The sequence below is a fragment of the Nitrosospira multiformis genome (assembly GCF_900103165.1).
GTDB classification, from domain to species: Bacteria; Pseudomonadota; Gammaproteobacteria; order Burkholderiales; family Nitrosomonadaceae; genus Nitrosospira; species Nitrosospira multiformis_D.
In genome coordinates, this window is the sequence record NZ_FNKY01000001.1 from 3,066,864 (window position 1) to 3,089,795 (window position 22,932).

Genomic DNA, 22,932 nt, shown 5'->3' on the forward strand with positions numbered 1-22,932 from the left:
ATATGGAAAACTGTATTTTCTGCAAAATCGTACAGGGAGAGATCCCCAGTAAGAAAGTGTACGAGGATGCCGATGTCTTCGCGTTTCACGACATCCATCCTGCGGCACCGGTACATTTTATGCTGATTCCCAAATTGCATATCAATTCGCTTGCCAGCGTCGAAGACAAGCACCGCGATTTACTGGGTGACATGATGGTGCTGATACCCCGGCTGGCGAAGGAGCAGGGATGCACCGATGGCTTTCGTACGGTAATCAACACCGGGCGCGTGGGGGGGCAGGAGGTTTACCATTTGCATATTCACGTCATAGGCGGCAGGGATCGCTTGCCTGTCATGATTCCTCACCCGGGATAAAGGAGTAAATGATGGGATCATTCAGTATCTGGCACTGGCTGGTCGTTCTGATAATTGTTGTTCTGGTATTCGGCACCCGGAAACTTCGCAATCTCGGGAGTGATCTGGGCGGCGCCGTAAAAGGCTTCAAGGAAGGAATGAAAAATGCTGACGGAGAGGAAATATCGCCACCACCCCAGCAAGCCGGCGGGCAAACCATTGAAGGCGAGATCAAGGACAAGACGCAAACAAAACTGTGACACGTGATCAGCAAAAGCAAAGGGATCGAGCATGACCGGATAGGTGTTTAATCGCTGCCTGCTATGTCTCACCGGTGATTCTCACAAAAAATGTTCGATATCAGTTTCACAGAGATTCTTGTTATAGCCGTTGTGGCACTGGTCGTCCTCGGCCCGGAAAGACTGCCCCAGGTGGCGCGTACTTTGGGACATCTGTTCGGGCGGGCTCAGCGTTATGTCAATAACGTCAAGAACGACATTCAGCAAGAAATGGAATTGGAAGAACTGAAGAAATTTAAAACTTCGGTACAGGAGGCTGCCCGCTCCATTGAGAATACGGTACGAACAGAAATAAACCAGTTTCAGGACATCGCGGCGGGCACAAAATCCGTCACTGCAACAGATCCCGTACTACCCGCCGAGAATATGGAGAAGACTGCTTCCTCATTCGACCCTCCCGCAGCTCCAGGCAACTCCATTCAACCGCCAGGCGGATCAAAGCCGGATTCGAATGATACGACTGGAATAGAGACGCACCGTTAGGCAATCAGCGTGAGAAATCAAAAAGGCGACGGGGCAAATGGTTGGCTCCCTTCGCAAGACGCCTGAAAAGAAAGACCATCCCCCAAAGCCATTGTTGTGTTCCTTCGGCAATCCCGAAGACCTGTTCAGAGAATCTTTATTAACCAGCGCGGCAAATACACATACCCGGCTGAGCCGGGACGGTATACTAGCGGTCTGTGGGACTTAACGAATCGAAGCAAAGATGGCTGGGCGAGGATAGATTTTGAAGCCAATAATTGTTCTTATTGGCTGAAAAAACAGCAAAATATGGAACGGCCAGAGCTCTTACAACTGGCTTTCCCAGCCGATTTCCCTCAGTCCAACAGGCTACCAGGACAGTTATTCTACCCACCCCTTTTCACCGCACAGCATGAATGTCGACGAAACATTTATTTCGCATCTTGTGGAATTGCGCGCCAGGCTGCTGCGCATATTCGGCGGATTGATACTCGGTTTTTTACCCTGCGCCTATTACGCACGGGAACTCTACTCGTTGCTGGCGCAGCCTTTGCTGGAAAAACTTCCACAAGGCGGGCAGATGATCGCCACCGAAGTTGTCACACCTTTTTTTGTGCCAATGAAGGTTGCCATGATGGCGGCTTTTATTATAACTCTGCCTCATACGCTCTATCAGGTGTGGGCATTTGTTGCGCCGGGATTGTATTCTCACGAAAAAAAACTGGTATTGCCACTGGTGTTTGTCAGCAGTTTTCTGTTTATTTGCGGTATGGCATTTGCTTACTTTGCGGCCCTGCCCCTGGTATTTGAATTCATCACCCATTTCGCACCACAAGGTGTGGCGGTGATGACTGATATCGGCAAGTATCTCGACTTTGTTCTAACGATGTTCATTGCCTTCGGTATAACGTTCGAAGTACCGATATTTGTGGTGATACTGGTCCGCATGGGAATCGTTTCAATCGAGAAGCTAAAAGAGGTACGGCGGTATGTTCTTGTTGGCGCATTCGTGGTCGGCGCGATATTCACGCCGCCCGACGTGGTTTCTCAATTTATGCTGGCCGTACCGCTTTATCTACTCTACGAACTGGGCATACTGGTAGCAGGTTTCGTTACCCATCCGGCTTCAGGGTCGGCATTAATCTATCACCCGAATGACCAATCAGACAGCATGAAAGCCCAGGGGGAAAACCAGGAAGAGAAAAACGGTTGAATCCCGCAATTCATGCACGAACATCTTTTTTATTAATCAGTCGAATATTTCACAAGATTTATTCCATCCCATCCGGGTCCTGATACTGATCCTGGGGCATCGGCTTGGGCCGCTTACCAACGCTAATCTTGAGAGACTTCTCCGTCTGGTTGCGCATTACCGCAATATTGGCAGTTTTTCCTGGTGGCAATGCCGCGATCAGATCGAGCATTACGGATGAATCAGTGACCGCTTTGCCATCCACCGCCACAAGTATATCTCCAGGCTTCACCCCAGCCTGATCCGCGGGCCCATTCTTGAGAACCCCCGCGATTAACGCGCCATTGGTGTTGGGGCGCTTGAATGACTCCGCCAATTCCGGTGTCAAATCTTGTACCTCCACACCGATCCAGCCTCGTGTTACGCCGCCCGTCTGAATGATCTGTTCCATTATTTGCCTGGCCACCTTGGTTGTAATGGCAAAGCCTATACCGAGTGATCCACCCGTGCGGGAGACAATCGCGGTATTGATACCGATCAGGTTGCCTGCGGTATCCACCAGCGCACCACCTGAATTCCCGGGATTGATAGCGGCATCGGTCTGGATGAAATTTTCAAAGGTGTTGATGCCCAGATGAGATCGCCCCAGCGCGCTGATGATACCCATGGTCACCGTCTGCCCCACGCCAAAAGGATTACCGATGGCAAGTACGATATCGCCCACCTTGGCATGGTCGGAGTGCCCGAAAGTCATCGTAGGCAGCGCTTCCATATCCACCTTTACGACAGCAAGGTCGGTTTCCGGATCCGAGCCGATGACACGCGCTTTCGCCTTCCTGCCATCAGCCAGCGCAATCTCGATCTCGTCCGCCGCTTCTATGACATGATGATTGGTAAGAATATAGCCTTCAGGACTGACTATTACACCGGAGCCGAGACTTGATGCACGCCGGCTTTGGGACTCGAAGCGATCACCAAAGAAGCGCCGGAACCTGGGATCTTCCATCAGTGGATGAGGAGATACCTTAATCTCCTTGCTGGTAAAAACATTCACTACTGAAGGCATGGCGATTTGGGCGGCCTCGCTGAAACTGCTGAATTTGGATCCTTCCCTGGGTACCCCATCGGAAGCGGCCTCCTTGATGGTTATCGTGGCGCCACGCTGCTGACTCCATGGCAAGAGTTCGGGCCGCAAGGTAGAAACGACGAACAACGCCGCAAGGACTATCGTTGCCGTTTGTGCGAAAATCAACCAGAGTTTGAGCATTTTTTAGGGTGCGGATTCTGAGATCAGGATAAATGGGATAAAGACCAGGAAATATCAATGCAATTGGATGAGCTCGAAACCTATTTGAACCAACTTCTGGATGTTGCCCGTTTTCGCGATTATTGCCCAAATGGACTGCAAGTGGAAGGCCGAAGTGAAGTACGCAAGCTGGTCAGCGGTGTAACGGCCTCGTTCGATCTCCTGCAAGCGGCTGTAGCAGCCGGAGCCGACGCGGTGCTGGTACATCACGGTTATTTCTGGCGCGGTGAGGATCAATGCCTGATCGGGATGAAACATCGCCGTATTGCGCTGCTGATGGCGCACCATATCAGCCTGCTCGCATATCATCTGCCGCTGGATGCGAACCCGGAATTCGGCAACAACACCCAGCTCGCCCGCAGAATGGGTTTCGTCGAAACCGGCCGTTTCGGCGAGCAAAATATCGCCATGCAAGGTAATTTGTTGTCAGGAGCATCCACCCTGCAAGAACTGCGGCTCAATATCGAATCTACCCTGTCTCGAAAACCTCTGGTAATCGGGGATGATGCAAAATGGATACAACGTGTCGCCTGGTGCACGGGTGGCGCCCAGGATTATTTCGATGAAGCCATCCGTCTGGGAGTGGACGCGTTTCTTACAGGAGAAATTTCCGAGCGGAACGTGCATGCCGCACGCGAATCCGGCGTGGCATTTATTGCCGCGGGGCATCATGCCACCGAGCGTTACGGCGTACAGGAATTGGGGGAGCTGATATCCCGGAAGTTTGGCGTTTCGCATCAATTCATTGATATAGACAGTCCGGTGTAAAACATGGCGCTCTGAATACTATGCAGGCTCCTATCCATAACCTCTAATTATGCGCGTCGCCGAATGATGTTATCGCTCGATTTCTGCATGCCGTTTTCTTGACACACCATGGCTCCCGGGTTAGGCTAAACAGAAATCTTGGGTTATAATCAGGGTCATTATGGAAATCAGGGTAGACCTTTTTGTCTGATGGCGGAATAGTCTAGACGGATCAGGTTAATACCGCGGTCCAAACGATAGTAGCATCAAAAAAACAATTAATACGGATAAGGAGAAGAGAGATGGTTGTCAAGCTTGGGCTGAGGCTCATAACGCTGACATGCGGGGCGCTGCTGGCGGCGTCTTCATGGGCGAACTTTCCCAGCGTCCCGAAGGAGATGTACAAAGCGCTGAACCTGGAACAAACGGCCACGCCCAAGGAACTGCATGAAGCGGTGACCAAGCGCTACAAGGACCCGGCACAAGGGGCGGGACGTGGGACGTTGGCGCAGTACTGGGAACCGGTACCGTACAGCATGTACATGGACCCGGCCTCATTCTACAAGCCACCGACCTCGATGAAGGAAGTGGCGGAGCGCCAGGAATGCGTCAAGTGTCACACGGACGAATCGCCGGTGTGGGTGAATGCGTGGAAGAAGAGCACGCATGCCAACCTGGACAAAGTGCGCAACCTCAAGCCGGACAGCCCGATCTACTACAAGAAAGCCAAGCTGGAAGACGTGGAGAAGAACCTGCGCTCCATGGGACGGCTGGGCGCGACCGAGAAGCTGAAGGAAGTGGGCTGTATTGACTGTCACGTCGACATCAACACCAAGAAAAAAGCCGACCACATGACTGAGCTGCGCATGCCCACGGCTGACGTCTGCGGCACCTGCCACCTGCAGGAATTTGCCGAACGCGAATCCGAGCGCGACACCATGATCTGGCCGAACAAGCAATGGCCGTCGGGACGGCCCTCGCACGCGCTGGACTGGAAAGCCAACGTAGAAGTTGCGGTATTTGCCGCCATGCCGCAGCGCGAGATCGCTGAAGGCTGCAGCATGTGCCACACCAACCAGAACAAATGCGACTCCTGCCACACCCGTCACGAATTCTCCGCGGCCGAATCGCGCAAGCCCGAAGCGTGCGCCACCTGCCACAGCGGGGTTGACCACAACAACTGGGAAGCTTACTCCATGAGTAAGCACGGCAAGATCGTCACCATGATGGGCGACAAATGGAACTGGGAAGTCTCACTCAAGGACGCCTACTCCAAGGGCGGCCAGACCGCCCCGACCTGCGCGGGCTGCCACTTCGAATATGAAGGCAAATACAGCCACAACGTCACCCGCAAGATACGCTGGGCCAACTACCCTGCCGTACCTGGCATCGCCGAGAACATCAACAGCGAATGGTCGGAAGCGCGCCTGGACTCCTGGGTCAAGACCTGCACCTCCTGCCACTCCGAGCGTTTTGCCCGCTCCTACCTGGAATTCATGGACAAAGGCACCCTGCACGGCCTGGCCAAATTCAAGGAAGCGCACAACGTCGCCGAGCAACTCTACAAGGATGGCCTGCTCACCGGGCAGAAGACCAACCGTCCGGCGCCGATGGCACCGGATAAGGAAATGTTCGCCGGCTTCACCCAGCTCTACTGGTCCAAGGACAACAACCCCGCGGCGATCGAACTGAAAGCGCTGGAAATGGGAGAAAACGACCTGCCCAAACTGCACGTCGGCCTGGCCCACGTCAACCCGGGCGGCTGGACCTACACCGAAGGCTGGGGACCGATGAACCGCGCCTACGTCGAAATCATGGACGAAAACACCAAGATACGCGAAATGGCGGCACTGCAGGCACGGGTAGCCAAAATGGAATCGAAACGCACCAGCCTGCTGGATCTTGACAGCAAGGACGACAAGCTCTCGCTGGGCGGTCTGGGCGGCGGCATGCTGCTGGCCGGCACCCTCGCGCTGGCTGGCTGGCGCCGGCGCGAGAAAAGCGGGCATTGACCGCCTCCTCCGCCACAACCCCCTCCCCCGCAGCACGGGGAGGGCTGGGAACTAAACTCCTCCCGTCACTGGGCATCCTCCTGGTGACGGGAGGTTTACTTTTACTCATCTGGTTTGCCTGGCTCTGGTTCAACCCGGCGCCCGCACCCTACCGCTACACCCTGGTCAAGGAAGGAGCTAGCACCCAATTTGGCCCGCTGGGCCTCGATGCCTGGCCGGACCTCACCGTCGCCCAATATGAAATCCACGCCGACGGCGTGAACGATCCCATCGCCCTGGCCACCACCGCCCGGCGCGGTGCGACCCCGCCCATCCTCATCAGCTGGGAGAACCGCAGCAGCGAACTGCTCATCTCCCTCGACAGCAAACTCAATGAACTGACCGCGCTGGCTGCCGCCATCGACAAGTATGCGGCCAAGGACGCGCGCATCCTGGCGTGGTGGGACACCTCGCGCCAGATCAAACTGCTGGCCGGGCGCGACACCCTGTTTACCCGGCACCTGGGCGAACCCCTCATCCTCCCCTTGCCCTGGCAGGCCTACAGCGACGCCGTCCGTCACTACGAAGACCAATTCTGGGGCGCCCCGGCCTCGGCTGACGAACAGCGTAACTTCCAGCACTTCGTCGACGCCCTCATCGCCGAGCCCGTCAAGGGCGCCGCCCTCCTGCGCCAACTGGCCGGCCTGCAGGACAGCGCGGGCAAGACCCCGGACCAGGCCCCCTCGGAAGCCTACATCGTCATCCACGTCACCGACCTCTATAAACTGGGACTGATGCGCCCCGAGCAATTCGACATCACCTACAAGCACTTCCCCATGGAAGGCAACATGCACGGCATGATCGGCTACCTCAAGAAATGGATGCAGGAAAACAACTTCGCCACCTACACCCTGCAATCCCTCTCCGACAGCATGGTGCGCGGCTACTTCCTGCGCGACGAAAAAAGCAGCCACAGCCTCCTGGCGCAGATGCTGCCCTTCACCAACTCCATGCCGCTGGACCTGACCGTCCTGCAACTCATCTACCAGCAGGGCGGCTACTGGGTCTACAAAATCCCCTCCGCCGCGGACGCCGCGGCGGCACCCTCCACTCCCGCCCCCGCTGACGCCGCCGGCGCCCACACCGCTCCCCACTCTGACACCGCCCCCGCCCCGGCCGCTCCCGCCCCGGCCGCTCCCGCCCCCGCCTCCTGAGGCGGGCCAGGCTGGTTGACCGAGGGCGCACGCGCGGCGGTACCAGTGGTACCACAAAGAGTGATGGTACTGGTGCTACCCGTTTAGCGCAACCAGCGATACAGTACCGGCATAATTGGGTTTTATACATATAACAACGATCAACGGATATATTTGCCCGAAGGAGAAGACCATGCGCCATTCCCTGACACTTGCCCTCGCCGCTGCCGCCATGTTTGCGCTGCTATCCGGCAGCGCCTCCGCACAATCATTTGAAGGCCGCAAGAAGTGCAGTTCCTGTCACAAGAGCCAGGCCGAATCATGGAGCCAGACGGCGCACGCCAAGGCCATGGACTCGCTCAAGCCCAACACCAAGGCTGAGGCCAAGAAAAAGGCCAAGCTCGACCCCAAGAAGGACTACACCAAGGACAAGGACTGCGTAGGCTGTCACGTCGACGGCTGGGGCAAGGAAGGCGGCTACACGGTTGAGGACCCCAGCAAATTCACCAGCGGCGTCGGCTGCGAATCCTGCCACGGCCCGGGCGCCAAGTATCGCGGCATCCACCGCAAGGCGGGAGCGGCCTACGAGAAATCGAAGAAGACCGCGCCGCGTTCGACCCTGGCGGAAGCGGGACAGGACTTCGCCTTTGAAGAATCCTGCAACGCCTGCCACCTGAACTATGAAGGCTCGGGCTGGAAGGGTACCAAGAAGCCCTACACCCCGTTCACCCCGCAAGTGGACAAGAAATACACCTTCAACTTCGACAAATACGTCAAGGACGTCAAAGCCATGCACGAGCACTACAAACTGGACGGCACCTTCGAAGGCGATCCGAAGTTCAAGTTCCATGACGACTTCCAGTCCACGGCCAAGGTCGGCGAGAAAGGCTCGGAGGACTGATGGGAATACGCGCGGGCGGCACCCTGCTCACGGGTGCCTTGCTGGGGGTAGTCATGGTAGCGGTGGTATTCGGCGGCGAGGCCGCCGTCTCCACCACCGAATTCTGCACCAGCTGTCACTCCATGTCCTATCCGGCGGAGGAGCTCAAGACCTCCTCGCACTATGGCGCCCTGGGCGCCAACCCGGGCTGCAAGGATTGCCACATCCCGCAGGGCTTCAAGAACTTCCACCTGGCGGTGGCGACGCACGTGGTGGATGGGGCGCGCGAACTGTACCTGGAATTTGCCAACGACTACTCCACGCTGGAGAAATTCAACGAGCGCAGGCTGATCATGGCGCACGATGCGCGCATGAACCTGAAGAAGTGGGACAGCAACACCTGCCGCGAATGCCACAAGAACCCGCAGCCGCCGGGGGCTGATGCCAAGGCCGCGCACAAGAAGATGGAGACCGAAGGGGCCACCTGTATCGACTGCCATCAGAACCTGGTGCACAAGGAAGTCGCCGAGACCGACCTCAATGCCAGCCGCAAGGAAGGCAAAATGGTCCTCAAGCCTGAAAAGAAGGATAAGGACGACGAGGAGGAGGAAGAAGAGGAGGGATGATTATCTGGGAATTCGCTGGTTTCCGGGGAAGGAGCATATTTTAGTTAGTACCTCCCCTATCCTATGTTGCTGATCATGTCAGCACGCGGAAAGAGATCGGCATTCCCTCCATATCGGATTATAAAGATACGATACAGCGTACAGGCGTGCCGGCAGAAAAAAATATGGCAATTCCCATTGTACTTGATCACAGCAGCCCGCAGTCGCTGCAAGGGCAGATTTTTGAACAATTACGCCATCTGATTCTCGGCGGGAAACTAAAACCTGGCACTCCTATACCCGCCAGCCGTGTGCTTGCCGAGCAACTGGGTACTTCCCGAAATACCGTCCTCCTTGTCTATGATCGTCTAATGGCTGAAGGCTATCTTCAGGCCCGAAAAGCGATTGGAACGTACGTAAACCTCGAACTGCCTGAAACCTGTCTCGCTGCAACCCGCAGAATTGCCACCTCAATTCCTGTTCAAGGGGAGGTGGTAAGGCAGCCCATAATTCCCTTTACCGGACAGCGGCGGGTGGGAAACGATACTCGACATCTGGACTTTGATTTTTTTCCGGATCGTACCGATCTTGATTTATTCCCCCAAAAGATATGGCGTCGCTTTATCAACAGGACACTGACCTCGTCCAGTACCCATTTTACCGAATGCGGTGATCCGGGTGGGTTGCTCCAATTACGGGAAGTCGTCGCGGATCATCTTGGAATAGCGCGTGGAATTAGCGTCTCATCTGACCAGGTCATTATTACTGCCGGCTCTCAGGAGGGATTGAACCTGGCGGCTCGTCTCTTGATCAAGGATGGGACATTGGTTGCCACGGAGAATCCCTGCTATGAGGGAGCTGCACTTCTTTTCCAGAGCTACTATGCGAAATTAGTTCCCGTGCCCGTAGATGAAGCTGGATTGGATGTAGAGCGATTGCCGAAAGAGGGCGTAATGCTTCTGTATGTTACCCCGTCGCATCAGTATCCGCTCGGCTTTACATTGCCGATTGAGCGCCGCTTGAAACTGCTTGACTGGGCTCGGCGTTGCGGGGCATACATTATTGAGGATGACTACGACTCGGATTTTCGATATCGTGGCTCCCCTTTAACGGCGCTTATGGGTCTCGATGACTATGGTTGCGTCATGTATCTGGGGACTTTTTCCAAATCCATGGGCGCGGGGTTGCGCCTGGGTTACTTGGTGGTACCTAAGGCGTTGATACATGCGGCGCGCTCGGCCAAGGCGCTACTGAACAACGGACATGCGTGGCTCGACCAGGCAACGATGGCTGAATTCATCCGAAGCGGCGCCTATGGCAATCACCTGAGGCGGATGCGTCACGTTTATTGCAAGCGTCGTGATTGCCTCATCGAAGCCCTGCGACAGCATTTTGGTACGGTCCAACTTTCCGGACTGGAAAGCGGCCTCCATCTGGCATGGCATCTACCAAAGAATTATCCTGATGCCCCTCAACTCCAAGCACTTGCGCTCCGTCATGGGGTAGGTATTTATGCCATTGGGCCCGGCACCGCCTATGACTATGGAAAATGTGACTACAGCGCTCGTACACTGATACTTGGCTTCTCATCTCTTAACGAATACCAGATCAGGGCAGGTATTCGGCGAATTGCTGATGCATTTGCAGGTCTGCCAACAGTCAATGAGTGATACCTGCAATTCTCGCATTCCGCTTTAATAAATCCTTGGAACCACTCTGTTGAGAATTGGCCCGCAATTGCGGGCCAATTCTCAACAGGCATGCTTCAGTAAACCGGTAACCGCTCAAGCGGCCAAATGAATAAAAAGATGAGGAGATTCCAATTCCCTTCTGCGCGTATGGCTGGTCGACAAACGCACATTAAAAAAACCGGCCCGCCGTCTAACGACGGCGGGCCGGTTGTCATGCTTTGGTTGCTTAGAGCTTGGTGAAGACCGGTATCACTGCGCCGGCGATGCTGTTGATGTTGCGATCACCTGCATCGCTCCATGTCATCAGCAATCCGCCAAAACGGCTTTCCGGATCTCCCAGCAGCGCCATCAGCCGCTGCACTTCCCACAGCGCGTCCTTGGCTTCCATCTTGACTTCACGCGTCTCGCCAGGCTGGATCGGCGCGTCGTTGTCCATCGACAGGCCCGTGGCTACCAGTTCTTTCGGGTAGTTGCGGTCCAGGTGCTTGAGGCCCACCTTGTTGATGAAACGTACACCCGCGGTGGTGAATTCGCCTATGCGATAAGCGGTGTCGCCACTGTTGGTGATGTTCATGGTCACGCGCAGCGCCCGGCCCGGTACGTCATAGTTGGCGTGGGTCACTTTGATCGCGATGGGGTTGGGTTTCACCGGCATCGGTTGCACTTTCGATTCGCCCGCTTGAATAGGCACCGTGTACGGGTGTTTGGTTTCCGTATAGCGGTAGCCGCCCCAGACGATGCCGAAGGTGGCGATCAATACGATCCAGGCAACCTTTTTGTCCATCGGGTCCAGCAGCAGTTCGTCTCCATAGGCCAGCAGTACCCGGCTACGCGGTAAGAACATGGGCCGCGCAACGTAGTAGCCAATCCAGAAGATGCCCAGGCCCAGCCACAGCAGGTGCCAGAAGACGCCGTTGTTGTAGTTGAAGGTCTCGGTGTCGATGGTCTCGCCCGTCAGCAGTTTGACCGGGTTGGTGAAGTCATCCCAGCTGCCGGTGATGTTCATCCAGGCGGCAGGGCCGGCAATCGGGCCTGCGTCCTTGATGTTGACCATGGCGTGCATGTGATGGCGACCCGGGATGCGGGCTTTCAGCTTGACTTCAAAGGCGTAGTCGCGGCCAATTTCCAGCGGGCCCGAGATGTAGGTCGGTTCGCCGTTCAGCTTGGTGGAGAGCCGTACGAACACCGGGCTGGGGCTGCCAACGTTGAAGAACGCGCGTCCCGGTTTGCCCACCGCACGCGGCCAGTCTTCGGCCAGGTGGAATTTGCCGGTCATGGTGGCAAAGTCGTTGACTTTGGTGGTGTCAGGGCCCCATTTCATGTCGTACCATTGGATGGTACGCATGCGCAGGAACGGTTCTTGCGAGCGTTCGCCATGCGCTGCCGCCGGCGAGATGTCAAGCGTGCTCAGCGCCAGTGTGGCCATGCCGTAGAGGCCAACGACCCCTAGTTTGAACAGGTTTTTTGCGTTCATTATTTGATCCCCTCCGGAAACCCTTCTTCGCCATAGGCGGTAACGTCGTTTTTCATGGTGACCCGGCCGCGAGGACCTTTGACGTAGTAGAACGCGGTGCAGTAGAGTTTGCCAAAGTACCACCAGACGCAGAACATGAGCATGGAGACGAACGCGGAGAAGAAGGCCGCAATCACGGTGGTGTGGCCACCAAAGGTGCGTAGTGAGCCTTGTTCGATCAGCCGTACGTATTCCGGGGTGCCCGTGCGGACATACAGGAAGCCGGTGTAGTCAGCCAGGGACAGGAGAACGCCTTCGGCTACCAGCGGCAGGTGCGTCGGTCCGAATATCGGCCAGTTGCCCGGGTAGAACAAGAGTCCAAACGCGCCGCCGCCGACCAGTGCCGTGATCATCCAGTTGCGGGTGAGCAGCATGACGGTGTCCATGACCAAAGCGCCCGGTATCATGGTGGAGGGCAGTACGAAGTTGATCGGGTAGTGCGACCACCAGTAGAAGCCCCAGAAGCGGGTCAGCCATTCGCCGGTCAGCAGGCACACGATACACAGTGTCGCGCCAAACGGCAGGCGGTAGTTGACCCACAGGTAGTACATGATGGTGGCGCAGTAGGTGATGCCCACGATCGGGGTGACCACCGGCCACCATTGGCGGTCTTTCCAGTCAAGCCAGAAGTCCCAGTCGCCTGCCAGCAGCATGAAGTGCATGTGGTAGGTGCCTACCAGCAGTATGCATAAAATCGGGAAATAGACTGCGTCTATCATCCTCGACATCTTTACCGCTTCCGGCGGCATCTTGGCCGCCTTTAATATTTCGTCTGTTCTGCTCATCGTGCCCTCCCCTCAAATATGTACGATCTTTAACGTGAAAAATGGGTGCCGCTGCTGCTCAATCCTGGTGCCACTCGAGTGCCGTGGCACGCTGTTTGTGATCCGCCTTCTGTCTTCCGGGTGCCTTTTCCGGTCTTCGCCGCAGGTTCGAAGGTGTTTGGCCGGTGCTGCCCCCCGCTCTCCGGTGTTGCGGGAGCGGGCGGCCGCCCGGCCAGGTCTGTCAGGATCTGCCGCTTACGGGACGATCCGGTTGTTGAGGATGACTTTGCTCTGTCCGTTCCAGATGACGTCGGTCAGGTTGGAGTAGCGGGTGATGATCTGTGCCGCGATGCCGCCGGCAAACAGGCCCGACCAGCCCAGTATCACAAAGCCCCAGTGCAGCGGTGCGCTAAATAGTTCTTCCATGAACCAGAAGGCATGGCCCCATTCGTTCAGGCCTACGTTCGGCAGGATCATGAGCGGGCCGGCAATGGCCATCACCAGCGGGAACGAGGTCCCACGGGCGTACAGCGGCAGACGCGTCATGGCATACAGGTAGCTGGCCACGCCACAGACGATGTACATCGGGAAGGAACCATAGAACACTACCACATGGCTCGGGGTGAAGCTGGTGTCGCGGATGATGACCTGGTGCCAGGAGGCGTCTTGCTCGGTGAAGAAGCTGCCGCCCCAGTACACGCCAAACAGGTATACGCCCAGCCACATCATCCAGTAGAAGTAACGCTTGACTTCCAGCTTGGGGTCCAGGTTGTCCAGGTTGGTGTCGCGTGTCTTCCAGATCCAGCCCCAGGTGACCAGCGCAAAGATCGGCATGACGATCATGTGCACCCGCCACAGTCCCATCCATACCTTCTCGAATTCCGGCTCCATCGAGTCCATGCCGTGCGAGTAGGCAAACGTCCGCTGAAACCAGATCCAGAATATCGCTACTCCCAGCATGGTGATCAGCCCAAATTTGTACCACCTTGAGTCGTACCACAGCGACATGTCGTAGTCGCGTCCGCTCGACCCCGCATGGCTGCCTGATGTTCCCAGTGTTGTTGCCATTTCTTTTATCTCCTCTTACGTTAATCAAGTACCCGCTGCTGCTCTATGCTTTCGCTGACGCCGCTCCCCCCGTCTCCTTCCTTACAAGAAGATATACGAAGACAGAATGCGTCGCCGCCATATTACTAAACCATTACATACCCACAACCCCGTAAAGACTATCCCCGAAGATGCGCCAAGTCAAGCAGTTTGTCGGACAGGCAACGGCTGAATCCCCACCCGTCTATCCATCCGGCTCTTGCTTTTTTACGGTTGAGTGTATTTCCGCTTTCATCTACTTTTGGGGATAGGATTTATAGCACATATCATTTCCACAGAAAGGTCATTTTTTGAGAATATTGCTGCTTCATGAGCCCAGAATGGAGCTCGGGATGAATTTCGCTCTAAAGAACTCTATCAGGCGTGAACGTCTCCGAAAAGTGATTATCTGAATCTATCTGCCGCCTGATTCTGTGCTTCCATTCACTTTTCCAGGAGGCAGGTATGCCATTCATGCCACTGTTTGAATATACTGATACTATGAATACGGATTGATTGCCTTAATCCTGCGATACCATTCAGCTGTTTATTCTGGAATCGATGAACCAAGAACCTATCTTCCAGGCCTATCGTGGCCGGTTTGCTCCATCTCCCACTGGACCGCTGCATTTTGGTTCCCTTGTTGCCGCGGTGGGCAGTTATCTGGAGGCGAGATCCCGTCACGGTGAATGGCTGGTCAGAATTGAAAATCTGGATCCATCACGCGAGATTCCCGGGGCCTCGAAAGAGATTCTGAGCACACTTGAAATATTAGGAATGGAATGGGATGGTGAGGTGGTCTATCAAAGCCGGCGAAACGAAGCTTATCAGGCTGCACTCATTCTACTCAAAAATAAAAATCTGATTTACCCCTGCGTCTGTAGTCGCAAAGAAATCGCCGACTCCAGCATTACGGGTATAGACGGTCCAATTTATCCCCGCACCTGCCACCGTGGTTTGCCTGACACGGAGCGGCTTCAAGCATTGAGGGTGCGAACTGATAACAACCCGATTGAAATTAAGGATGTGTTACGAGGCCTGGTTCGGCAACGGCTGGAAAGTGATATTGGCGATTTCGTACTGCGCCGGGCTGACGGCATTTTTGCTTATCAATTGGCGGTGGTTGTGGACGATGCCGAGCAAGGCGTAACCCATGTGGTACGCGGCGAGGACTTGCTGAACTCCACACCTCGTCAGGTTTATCTGCAACAATTGCTGGGCTATCCTACTCCGGTGTATATGCATCTGCCTGTAGTCGTCAATACACTAGGCGAGAAACTCAGTAAACAAACTCATGCCGCACCTATCGTTACCGCTGATCCAGTATCGCAATTGATAATGGCGATACGTTTCCTTGGTCGGAAGCCACCTGCAGAATTGGCCGAAGGTGACGTTGCCTCATTTTGGAAATGGGCAACTAAAAACTGGAAACCTGAAATGATTCCCTGAAATATCGCTTGCCTCGCTCAATGGATTCTTACTGTGAGTGGAAATGCAGCGCCTTATTCAAAATATTCGTGCTACGCTGCACTTGCGGATTGCTGCTTTATCCATAAATCAAGGCATGATATAGCTTGTTTATCGCGTTTGCATGAAGCGAAACAGCGTTGAATTTCAAAAAAATACTTGAATACCAAAACTGATTTGGTATCTTGCGAAGGAGGAATCGTGGCTTTCCTGCCATTTTATATATCCAGGCACAAGCAGCTCAAGATAGTGATTATAGGGGGTGGTTACGCCGGGATCGCAGCATTAGTGACCTTCTTGCGCTATATGCCGGATGCTGACATCACCATTATCGACCCGCGATCTCATCACCTCAAGATCACCCATCTACATGAGACTTTCCGATATCCGTTGCAGGATTACCTGATACCGTTTCCGGCCCTTGAACGCCGTTTTGGTTGTCGCCACATCCATGCTGCGCTGATCCCGGAAGAGGAGACTTTGCGGCAATGGCAGAATGATAAATTTCTTGTCGTCAATGATGAAGTACTGGAATTTGATTACATCCTGATCACTTCGGGTTCCGCGCTGGCGCAAATGGATAAGACGGAAAATATCTTCGATCTGTATGACTTCATGACCACCCCCGGCTCCAGCTTGTTGGATAGCCGGCTGGATGGGCTCGAAAATGGCAGGCAATTCATTTCTGTAATAGGTGGGGGTGCCACCGGCATCCAGTTTCTTTTTGAAATTGCACATTTTCTTCGACGCCGGAAAATCGAAGCTGGACTACGTTTGATCCATGGGGTGGATCGCGTACTTAACCAGTTCCCGGCCGGCTTCTCCACCTATGCTCAGGCACTCATGTCTGATCTGAATATTGATTTTTACCCTAATACGTATTATCGCGGACAAGAGACAGATAGCATATTTCTGGAAGAAAACGAGACCGGCCGAAAGTTTAATTTACCTTCTGCGATGTCGCTTCTGTTCCTTGGCAAAAAATCCGAAACTATATTCCTTGCCAATGCCTTTGGGCAGACCATGGTGGAACACAAACCACTACAGAATATTTTTACCGCGGGAGATTGCTCCGTTTATCAATCCTTCGGCTCTGATACCCTGACAGCACAATCAGCGGTACGCAAAGGAAAGTTGGTAGCGCGAAATATTTTGCGTCACTCGGGTTCCTTCAAGTTACTTGAGCCATATTTGCACCGCGATTTGGGTTACGTCATCAGTCTGGGACCGGCAGATGCGGTAGGCTGGCTAGCGCTGGAAGGTAATGTGGTCGGTGGCATGCCCGCAATGATGATCAAGGAGCTGGTGGAAGCTCAATATGATTTATTGCTGACAGGAATCGATACGTACCTGATTTAAGCCCGGATGATCCATTGAGACGTGGGATGGATGGCGAGGTAGGTCGCGAGACAATTTGCTGGTTGGGAGAATAGTCGATGGACGCCGGGCAAACAGCGAAAATGGCCGAAAACTGATCTTCAGCACTCGGGTAGGCTGGAGAGCCGCCTGATGGATTATCCGGGTTAAATAAAAAGTACTCGCAAAAACCGGATCTGTGAATATACCTTTTAAGTTTAACGAACCCTAGGAAGTTCTCAGGATCCGATGCATACGACAGATACCTGGAATGCATCAGTTACGTGCCAGGATGGATGATACAACCATTCCTTGCCGAAACCATTTTTCGATTACGTATTCGTAGAATTCCTGATTTCGCTTTGCATTGTGAACAGCGGCCATAGCCTTTCCCAAATCCGTCAGGAGAACGTGACCCAGATCCAGCTGATTGTTCGCTGCCTGAGGGAATTGTATTTTTGTCGGCTTGCCATAGTAGAATAAACGGGTATGTTTACCGAATTTTCTCTTCACGTACCCGCCTGGCTCCAAAGATATCAATCCAATGGCTTGTAGATATTTCAATGCCGGTAAATTGATTCCATGTTTTGTATAGATTTCATTCTCTATTTCATAGATTAAGGGCAAAGGCTCCCCCTGAACCCATACAAACTGACGAAGGGACGTAAAGAGCGCGATACTCTTCTCATCAAGAATACTCGCATCGATCTCCTTACCTGACGATATCCCGGCATCGGGATCAATCAGCGGGTTATTCTCCGCCATAGAGCTGGTTAAATTGCGTTTGATTCTCGCCGGCAGGCGCAGATACATGCTCAGAATTTATGGCCGCGACGAACAAGTTCTTGCTCCAGCTTATCCAGAAAACCTATATTCTTTTTATGTTGCTTGTCACCCTTGTACCAGGAAAAAGAGGCAAGAACGCCAAGCACGATCAAGAGGATGTTTACCACGGTTGGACCACCAAAAAAAACATCGGTAAGTCCCGTTAGAAACGCAAATGCACCCAAGAATCCCGTCCAATTTAAGAACTTATTGCCCCAAGTTGGGGCCTCGCGTTGGACGCGCCATGCTTGAAGCTTCTCACGTACAGAAATAACTTCTTCGTCAGTCCAATCTGTTAGATCCATCAGAATACTCTCAATCAGAACAAGAAAAAAAGATGATAGCAATACCCGAGAGCCGATCGGGCTAAGGTAGGGGAGACTGCGATCTGCTCGATATCAACCATCAACGTTAAAGGTCGAATGGCACAAACCTCTTTGCGGATCATAACTCTCAGTTGAGAAATAATGAGAAATGGCCGAATCAAAGTTTAACTGAGCTTATGACTGCCGCACCGCGGATTATAAACTCTTATGCAAAAAAAAGCCGGGGGTAACCCGGCTTTCTACTTCTGTACTGTACGGCCAATTTATGCGTCAGTTTTATCTGTCGCAGGTTTCTCCACCGGCGCCGGGCGATCCAATAATTCAACTAGCGCCATGGGCGCATTATCGCCAATGCGAAAACCAAATTTGAGGATACGCAGGTAGCCACCATTACGTGTCTGATAGCGGGGGCCCAGTTCAGCAAACAATTTACCCACCATATCGCGATCACGCAGACGGTTAAATGCCAAGCGCCGGTTAGCCAACGATGGCTTTTTGCCGAGCGTTATCATGGGTTCAACGACGCGACGTAACTCTTTGGCTTTAGGCAGCGTAGTTTTGATGACCTCGTGCCGCAACAACGAATTAGTCATGTTGCGCAGCATCGCCAGACGATGACTGCTGGTACGATTTAGTTTTCGGAGTCCATTATGGTGCCGCATGACTTGTTTCCTTTTTGCTTTTCTCAAGATTGGCGGGAGGCCAGCTTTCCAATTTCATTCCCAACGTTAATCCGCGCGAAGCTAGTACTTCCTTGATCTCATTGAGAGATTTTCTGCCCAAGTTAGGAGTCTTCAGCAATTCAGTTTCCGTGCGCTGAATCAGGTCGCCAATGTAGTAAATGTTCTCGGCCTTGAGGCAGTTCGCGGAACGTACGGTAAGCTCAAGATCATCCACTGGGCGCAATAATACCGGATCAATCTGCGGCAACTTGGGCTGCTCCACTGGTAATGGCGTACCCTTGAGGTCAGCAAATACCGATAGCTGTTCAACCAGCACCTTTGCGGCGTAACGAATCGCCTCTTCCGGATCGACTACACCATTTGTCTCGATATCCATAACAAGTTTGTCGAGGTCGGTACGCTGTTCGACACGCGCGCTCTCCACCGCATAACTTACACGCCTGACTGGACTGAAGGAAGCATCCAGTAAAATACTGCCGATGGTACGGCCTTCATTTGCCTGTTGCCGAACCGTTCCCGGCACGTAGCCGCGCCCCAGCTCTACTTTGATCTGCATATCCAATTTTCCGCCGGCGGTGAGATGCGCAACAACGTGATCCGGATTAATGATCTCCACGTCGTGTCCGGCCTCGATATCACCTGCGGTAACCGTCCCCTCGCCTTTCTTCTTAAGGATCAGAACAGCTTCGGTGCGGTTATGCAGCTTCAGTACAATACCTTTCAGATTAAGCAGAATATCAACCACATCCTCCTGCACGCCATCAAGAGCGGAATATTCATGCACGACCCCACTGATCTGAACCTCCGTCGGCGCGAACCCCGGCATGGAAGATAGCAAGATACGACGCAACGCGTTCCCTAAGGTGTGTCCATAGCCACGTTCAAACGGTTCCATGGTGACTTTGGCATGCAGCGGCGAAAAATTCTGAACATCAATAATTCGTGGCGTAAGAAAAATGTTACTTGGCATAGCCTGATCCTTTTGCGGAAAGCTTGGCAGTTAATTATTTAGAATACAATTCAATGACTAACGATTCGTTAATGCTGGATGGTAACTCGGACCGCTCCGGTTTGGTCTTGAAAATTCCTTTCATGGCTTTGGCATCCATCTCTATCCATTCCGGGAAATTGCGGTGCTCAGCAGCTTCCACTGCTGCCTTGATACGCAAATGGCTTTTCGCTTTCTCTGCCACTTCGATCACGTCACCTGGCTTCACCTGATAGGACGGTATGTTGACTCTCCGCCCATTCACCAATATTCCATTATGGCGCACAATCTGGCGCGCCTCTGAACGCGATGCGCCAAAACCCATACGGTATGAAACCGTATCCAGCCGGCACTCCAGCAATTGCAGCAAATTTTCACCGGTGATGCCCCGTTGCCTGTCAGCCAACTTATAATTATTGTGAAACTGACGCTCCAGTATTCCATATATGCGGCGCAGTTTCTGCTTTTCGCGCAACTGCACCCCATAGTCGGATAACCGCCCGCTTTTCTGGCCGTGTTGACCCGGGGCGTAGTTTCGACGTTCAATAGCGCATTTGTCGGTAAAGCACTTCTCGCCTTTCAGGAATAGTTTTTCTCCTTCACGGCGACATTGGCGACATTTGGGATCAAGATTTCTGGCCACAGTCTACTCCTTAGATACGGCGTTTCTTCGGCGGCCGGCATCCGTTATGCGGAACCGGTGTCACATCCGAAATACTGGTAATTTTGAAGCCTGCCGCGTTCAAAGCCCGCACTGCGGATTCACGCCCAGGGCCAGGACCTTTGATACGCACTTCCAGATTCTTCACTCCACACTCCTGTGCGACTTTACTTGCCTGTTCGGCGGCCACTTGGGCAGCAAATGGGGTACTTTTACGTGATCCCTTAAAACCGGCACCGCCCGAAGTCGCCCATGACAAAGCATTGCCTTGGCGATCGGTAATGGTGACGATAGTGTTATTAAATGAGGCATGAACGTGAGCAATACCTTCTGCTACGTTCTTCTTAACCTTCTTGCGTACCCGCGTCGCTGCTTTTACCATGTAGTTATTCCTTTGCGCTACGATTCAATTGGCTACCAAATAATTTATTTTCCTGCTGACTTTGCGCTGGACGAACGAACCGCTTTACGGGGTCCCTTTCGGGTTCTGGCATTGGTGCGAGTGCGCTGACCACGTACTGGCAAACCACGACGGTGCCGCAATCCCCGATAGCAGCCCAGATCCATCAAGCGCTTGATATTCATTGAAATTTCACGCCGCAAATCGCCTTCCACAACGAACTTGGCAACTCGGTCCCGCAGTTTATCCATTTGCGCGTCGGTGATATCTTTGATCTTGGTCGATGTGACGATCCCGGACGCCGCGCAAATCTCACGCGCCCTGGTACGCCCTATACCATAAATCGAGGTCAATGCAATCTCGACATGCTGATGATTGGGAATATTTACTCCAGCGATACGGGCCATACGGTCTTCCTAGAAAAAAATTATAATTAAGACATTTACAGCATTTACCGGACGCTCAACCCTGACGCTGCTTATGTCTCGGATCTGTGCAAATCACCCGCACTACGCGGTTGCGTCGAATAATCTTGCAATTTCGGCAGATTTTTTTTACCGATGCCAATACTTTCATGTACGTCTCCTTTCCAGCTATTTCGCGCGAAATGTGATTCGCGCTCTGCTTAAATCATAGGGTGTCAGATCTACCGTTACCTTATCTCCCGGCAAAATCCGAATGTAATGCATGCGCATCTTGCCGGAAATATGTCCCAGCACCACATGCCCATTTTCCAGCTTGACACGGAACGTCGCATTGGGCAATGTTTCCAGTATCTCACCTTGCATTTGTATCGTTTCTTCCTTGGCCATCCTATCCTTGGATACAACAATTATCTTGCCGGTAACCCGCCGCCACCCTTGAAATTCGTTTTCTTCAACAGACTCTCGTATTGGTGCGACATGATATAAGCCTGCACCTGCGCCATAAAATCCATGGTTACTACGACAATAATCAGCAAAGAAGTCCCACCAAAATAAAATGGCACATTCCATTTCAAAATCAGGAACTCCGGCAGCAAGCACACAAGCGTTACATAAATCGCCCCTGCCAGGGTAAGCCGCAGCATGATGCGCTCGATATAACGCGCAGTTTGCTCACCAGGGCGGATTCCGGGAATGAAGGCACCGCTCTTTTTCAAATTCTCCGCAGTTTCTCTAGGATTGAACACTAATGCGGTGTAAAAGAAACAGAAAAATATGATCATCGCCGCGTACATCATTACGTAGACCGGCTGACCTGGTGATAGCGCCCCGCTCATGTCTTTTAACCAACTCATGGATTCGCCGGTAGCGAACCATCCCGCCAATGTGGCAGGAAACAATATGATACTGGAAGCAAAAATTGGTGGAATTACACCGGCCATATTAAGCTTTAGCGGAAGATGCGAACTCTGGCCGCCGTATACCTTCCGTCCCACCTGACGTTTCGCATAATTCACCAGTATTTTGCGCTGACCGCGCTCGACAAAGACCACAAAGGCAGTGACAACCGTTGCCGCCACAAAAATTCCGAGCGCTACCAGGAAATGCATCGCGCCGGTTCTTACTAATTCGAGCGTGCCACCGATCGCGCTTGGCAGTCCAGCGGCAATACCGGCAAAAATAATGAGCGATATGCCGTTACCGATTCCACGTTCAGTAATCTGTTCACCCAGCCACATCAGGAATATGGTGCCGGTGACCAGGGTTATTACCGTTGTCATTAGGAACATCGGCCCAGGCTCTATGACCAGTCCCGCCTGGGATTGTAAAGCAATGGATATACCATACCCCTGCACCAGGGCCAATCCCAACGTGCCGTAACGAGTATATTGGGTAATCTTTCTGCGCCCGGACTCGCCCTCTTTTTTAAGCGCTTCCAGATAGGGGAAAGCCACCGTACCCAGCTGCATAATGATCGAAGCCGAGATATACGGCATGATCCCCAAAGCAAAAATCGAAAAGCGGGAAAGCGCACCTCCGGAAAACATGTTGAACATGCCAAGAATGCCTCCCTGCTGCGACTCAAATAAATCTTTCAGCACGACAGGATCAATACCCGGCACCGGAACATGCGCGCCGATGCGATAGACAATCAGTGCAAGCAGCAAAAACCACAGACGACGTTTCAAGTCGCCGAGTTTCCCCGAAAGTCCTCGCAGGGATTCGTTAGTGGCCAAT

Annotated in this window: 26 protein-coding genes; 12 read left to right on the top strand and 14 right to left on the bottom strand. The window is 53.4% G+C overall.

Annotated elements, in window-relative coordinates:
• The first annotated feature begins 2 nt into the window (after positions 1 to 2).
• The 4 genes from BLR00_RS13785 to tatC all read left to right on the top strand — a co-directional run bounded on the left by BLR00_RS13785 (position 3) and on the right by tatC (position 2,309).
• The gene (locus BLR00_RS13785; protein ID WP_074633695.1) at positions 3 to 356 is read left to right on the top strand and encodes a histidine triad nucleotide-binding protein; all 354 of its coding nucleotides are present in this window, start codon (positions 3 to 5) and stop codon (positions 354 to 356) included.
• 11 nt (positions 357 to 367) lie between these two features.
• Complete coding sequence (gene tatA / locus BLR00_RS13790) at positions 368 to 595, top strand: Sec-independent protein translocase subunit TatA (RefSeq protein WP_074633698.1); 228 nt, start codon at positions 368 to 370, stop codon at positions 593 to 595.
• 90 nt (positions 596 to 685) lie between these two features.
• On the top strand, positions 686 to 1,117 hold the full coding sequence (tatB, locus tag BLR00_RS13795) for a Sec-independent protein translocase protein TatB (RefSeq protein WP_074633701.1): 432 nt from the start codon (positions 686 to 688) through the stop codon (positions 1,115 to 1,117).
• A 391-nt stretch (positions 1,118 to 1,508) separates the two neighbouring features.
• The gene (tatC, locus tag BLR00_RS13800; RefSeq protein ID WP_074633704.1) at positions 1,509 to 2,309 is read left to right on the top strand and encodes a twin-arginine translocase subunit TatC; all 801 of its coding nucleotides are present in this window, start codon (positions 1,509 to 1,511) and stop codon (positions 2,307 to 2,309) included.
• Positions 2,310 to 2,367: 58 nt separating this feature from the next.
• Here tatC and BLR00_RS13805 read toward each other — a convergent pair whose 3' ends face one another.
• Positions 2,368 to 3,555, bottom strand: coding sequence for a S1C family serine protease (locus BLR00_RS13805; protein WP_074633707.1), 1,188 nt, complete (start codon positions 3,553 to 3,555; stop codon positions 2,368 to 2,370).
• Positions 3,556 to 3,612: 57 nt separating this feature from the next.
• On the opposite strand from BLR00_RS13805, the gene BLR00_RS13810 reads away from it, so the two are divergent.
• The 6 genes from BLR00_RS13810 to pdxR all read left to right on the top strand — a co-directional run bounded on the left by BLR00_RS13810 (position 3,613) and on the right by pdxR (position 10,680).
• A complete protein-coding gene (locus tag BLR00_RS13810) occupies positions 3,613 to 4,362 on the top strand; it encodes a Nif3-like dinuclear metal center hexameric protein (RefSeq protein WP_074633710.1) in 750 nt (249 codons plus the stop codon).
• Positions 4,363 to 4,643: 281 nt separating this feature from the next.
• Positions 4,644 to 6,353 carry a multiheme c-type cytochrome gene (locus tag BLR00_RS13815; protein WP_074630778.1) on the top strand — a complete coding sequence of 570 codons (1,710 nt, stop codon included), beginning with the start codon at positions 4,644 to 4,646 and terminating at the stop codon, positions 6,351 to 6,353.
• Positions 6,350 to 7,546 (top strand): hydroxylamine oxidation protein HaoB, encoded by a 1,197-nt coding sequence (gene haoB / locus BLR00_RS13820; RefSeq protein WP_074630779.1) that lies wholly within the window; start codon positions 6,350 to 6,352, stop codon positions 7,544 to 7,546. Before BLR00_RS13815 ends, haoB begins: the two co-directional genes overlap by 4 nt.
• A 172-nt stretch (positions 7,547 to 7,718) precedes the next feature.
• Positions 7,719 to 8,426, top strand: coding sequence for a cytochrome c-550 CycA (gene cycA, locus BLR00_RS13825; RefSeq protein ID WP_074630780.1), 708 nt, complete (start codon positions 7,719 to 7,721; stop codon positions 8,424 to 8,426).
• Complete coding sequence (locus tag BLR00_RS13830) at positions 8,426 to 9,031, top strand: NapC/NirT family cytochrome c (protein WP_074630781.1); 606 nt, start codon at positions 8,426 to 8,428, stop codon at positions 9,029 to 9,031. Before cycA ends, BLR00_RS13830 begins: the two co-directional genes overlap by 1 nt.
• A 164-nt stretch (positions 9,032 to 9,195) precedes the next feature.
• Positions 9,196 to 10,680 carry a MocR-like pyridoxine biosynthesis transcription factor PdxR gene (gene pdxR / locus BLR00_RS13835; RefSeq protein WP_074634329.1) on the top strand — a complete coding sequence of 495 codons (1,485 nt, stop codon included), beginning with the start codon at positions 9,196 to 9,198 and terminating at the stop codon, positions 10,678 to 10,680.
• A gap of 247 nt (positions 10,681 to 10,927) precedes the next feature.
• Here the strand turns inward: pdxR and BLR00_RS13840 are convergent, their stop codons facing one another.
• The 3 genes from BLR00_RS13840 to BLR00_RS13850 form a co-directional block, all read right to left on the bottom strand.
• Complete coding sequence (locus tag BLR00_RS13840) at positions 10,928 to 12,175, bottom strand: methane monooxygenase/ammonia monooxygenase subunit B (protein ID WP_074630674.1); 1,248 nt, start codon at positions 12,173 to 12,175, stop codon at positions 10,928 to 10,930.
• Positions 12,175 to 12,999 carry a methane monooxygenase/ammonia monooxygenase subunit A gene (locus BLR00_RS13845; protein WP_074630673.1) on the bottom strand — a complete coding sequence of 275 codons (825 nt, stop codon included), beginning with the start codon at positions 12,997 to 12,999 and terminating at the stop codon, positions 12,175 to 12,177. Before BLR00_RS13845 ends, BLR00_RS13840 begins: the two co-directional genes overlap by 1 nt.
• Positions 13,000 to 13,233: 234 nt before the next feature.
• Positions 13,234 to 14,046: a methane monooxygenase/ammonia monooxygenase subunit C gene (locus BLR00_RS13850; protein WP_074630672.1), complete on the bottom strand. Its 813-nt coding sequence runs from the start codon at positions 14,044 to 14,046 to the stop codon at positions 13,234 to 13,236.
• Between the two features lie 579 nt (positions 14,047 to 14,625).
• Here BLR00_RS13850 and gluQRS point away from each other — a divergent pair.
• Positions 14,626 to 15,513 (top strand): tRNA glutamyl-Q(34) synthetase GluQRS, encoded by an 888-nt coding sequence (gluQRS, locus tag BLR00_RS13855; RefSeq protein ID WP_074633713.1) that lies wholly within the window; start codon positions 14,626 to 14,628, stop codon positions 15,511 to 15,513.
• Positions 15,514 to 15,732: 219 nt separating this feature from the next.
• Positions 15,733 to 16,890 carry an NAD(P)/FAD-dependent oxidoreductase gene (locus BLR00_RS13860; protein ID WP_074633716.1) on the top strand — a complete coding sequence of 386 codons (1,158 nt, stop codon included), beginning with the start codon at positions 15,733 to 15,735 and terminating at the stop codon, positions 16,888 to 16,890.
• A 273-nt stretch (positions 16,891 to 17,163) separates the two neighbouring features.
• On the opposite strand, the gene BLR00_RS13865 is transcribed toward BLR00_RS13860, so the two are convergent.
• The 10 genes from BLR00_RS13865 to secY all read right to left on the bottom strand — a co-directional run bounded on the left by BLR00_RS13865 (position 17,164) and on the right by secY (position 22,931).
• Complete coding sequence (locus tag BLR00_RS13865; protein ID WP_256324161.1) at positions 17,164 to 17,700, bottom strand: DUF2806 domain-containing protein; 537 nt, start codon at positions 17,698 to 17,700, stop codon at positions 17,164 to 17,166.
• Positions 17,701 to 17,702: 2 nt separating this feature from the next.
• On the bottom strand, positions 17,703 to 18,017 hold the full coding sequence (locus BLR00_RS13870; RefSeq protein WP_074633718.1) for a hypothetical protein: 315 nt from the start codon (positions 18,015 to 18,017) through the stop codon (positions 17,703 to 17,705).
• A gap of 284 nt (positions 18,018 to 18,301) precedes the next feature.
• Entirely contained in the window at positions 18,302 to 18,700 is a 399-nt protein-coding gene (gene rplQ, locus BLR00_RS13875) for a 50S ribosomal protein L17 (protein WP_074633721.1), read from the bottom strand.
• Entirely contained in the window at positions 18,687 to 19,691 is a 1,005-nt protein-coding gene (locus BLR00_RS13880; RefSeq protein ID WP_074633723.1) for a DNA-directed RNA polymerase subunit alpha, read from the bottom strand. The genes rplQ and BLR00_RS13880 overlap by 14 nt, the downstream gene beginning before the upstream one ends.
• Positions 19,692 to 19,725: 34 nt before the next feature.
• A complete protein-coding gene (gene rpsD, locus BLR00_RS13885; protein ID WP_074633726.1) occupies positions 19,726 to 20,352 on the bottom strand; it encodes a 30S ribosomal protein S4 in 627 nt (208 codons plus the stop codon).
• Between the two features lie 10 nt (positions 20,353 to 20,362).
• Positions 20,363 to 20,752: a 30S ribosomal protein S11 gene (gene rpsK / locus BLR00_RS13890; protein WP_004181016.1), complete on the bottom strand. Its 390-nt coding sequence runs from the start codon at positions 20,750 to 20,752 to the stop codon at positions 20,363 to 20,365.
• A gap of 44 nt (positions 20,753 to 20,796) precedes the next feature.
• A complete protein-coding gene (gene rpsM, locus BLR00_RS13895; protein ID WP_074633729.1) occupies positions 20,797 to 21,177 on the bottom strand; it encodes a 30S ribosomal protein S13 in 381 nt (126 codons plus the stop codon).
• 55 nt (positions 21,178 to 21,232) lie between these two features.
• Positions 21,233 to 21,346, bottom strand: a complete 114-nt coding sequence (gene rpmJ / locus BLR00_RS13900; protein ID WP_074633734.1) for a 50S ribosomal protein L36 — start codon at positions 21,344 to 21,346, stop codon at positions 21,233 to 21,235.
• Positions 21,347 to 21,363: 17 nt separating this feature from the next.
• Complete coding sequence (infA, locus tag BLR00_RS13905; protein WP_004181006.1) at positions 21,364 to 21,582, bottom strand: translation initiation factor IF-1; 219 nt, start codon at positions 21,580 to 21,582, stop codon at positions 21,364 to 21,366.
• 20 nt (positions 21,583 to 21,602) lie between these two features.
• Complete coding sequence (gene secY / locus BLR00_RS13910) at positions 21,603 to 22,931, bottom strand: preprotein translocase subunit SecY (protein ID WP_074633737.1); 1,329 nt, start codon at positions 22,929 to 22,931, stop codon at positions 21,603 to 21,605.
• Between the last annotated feature and the right edge of the window lies 1 nt (position 22,932).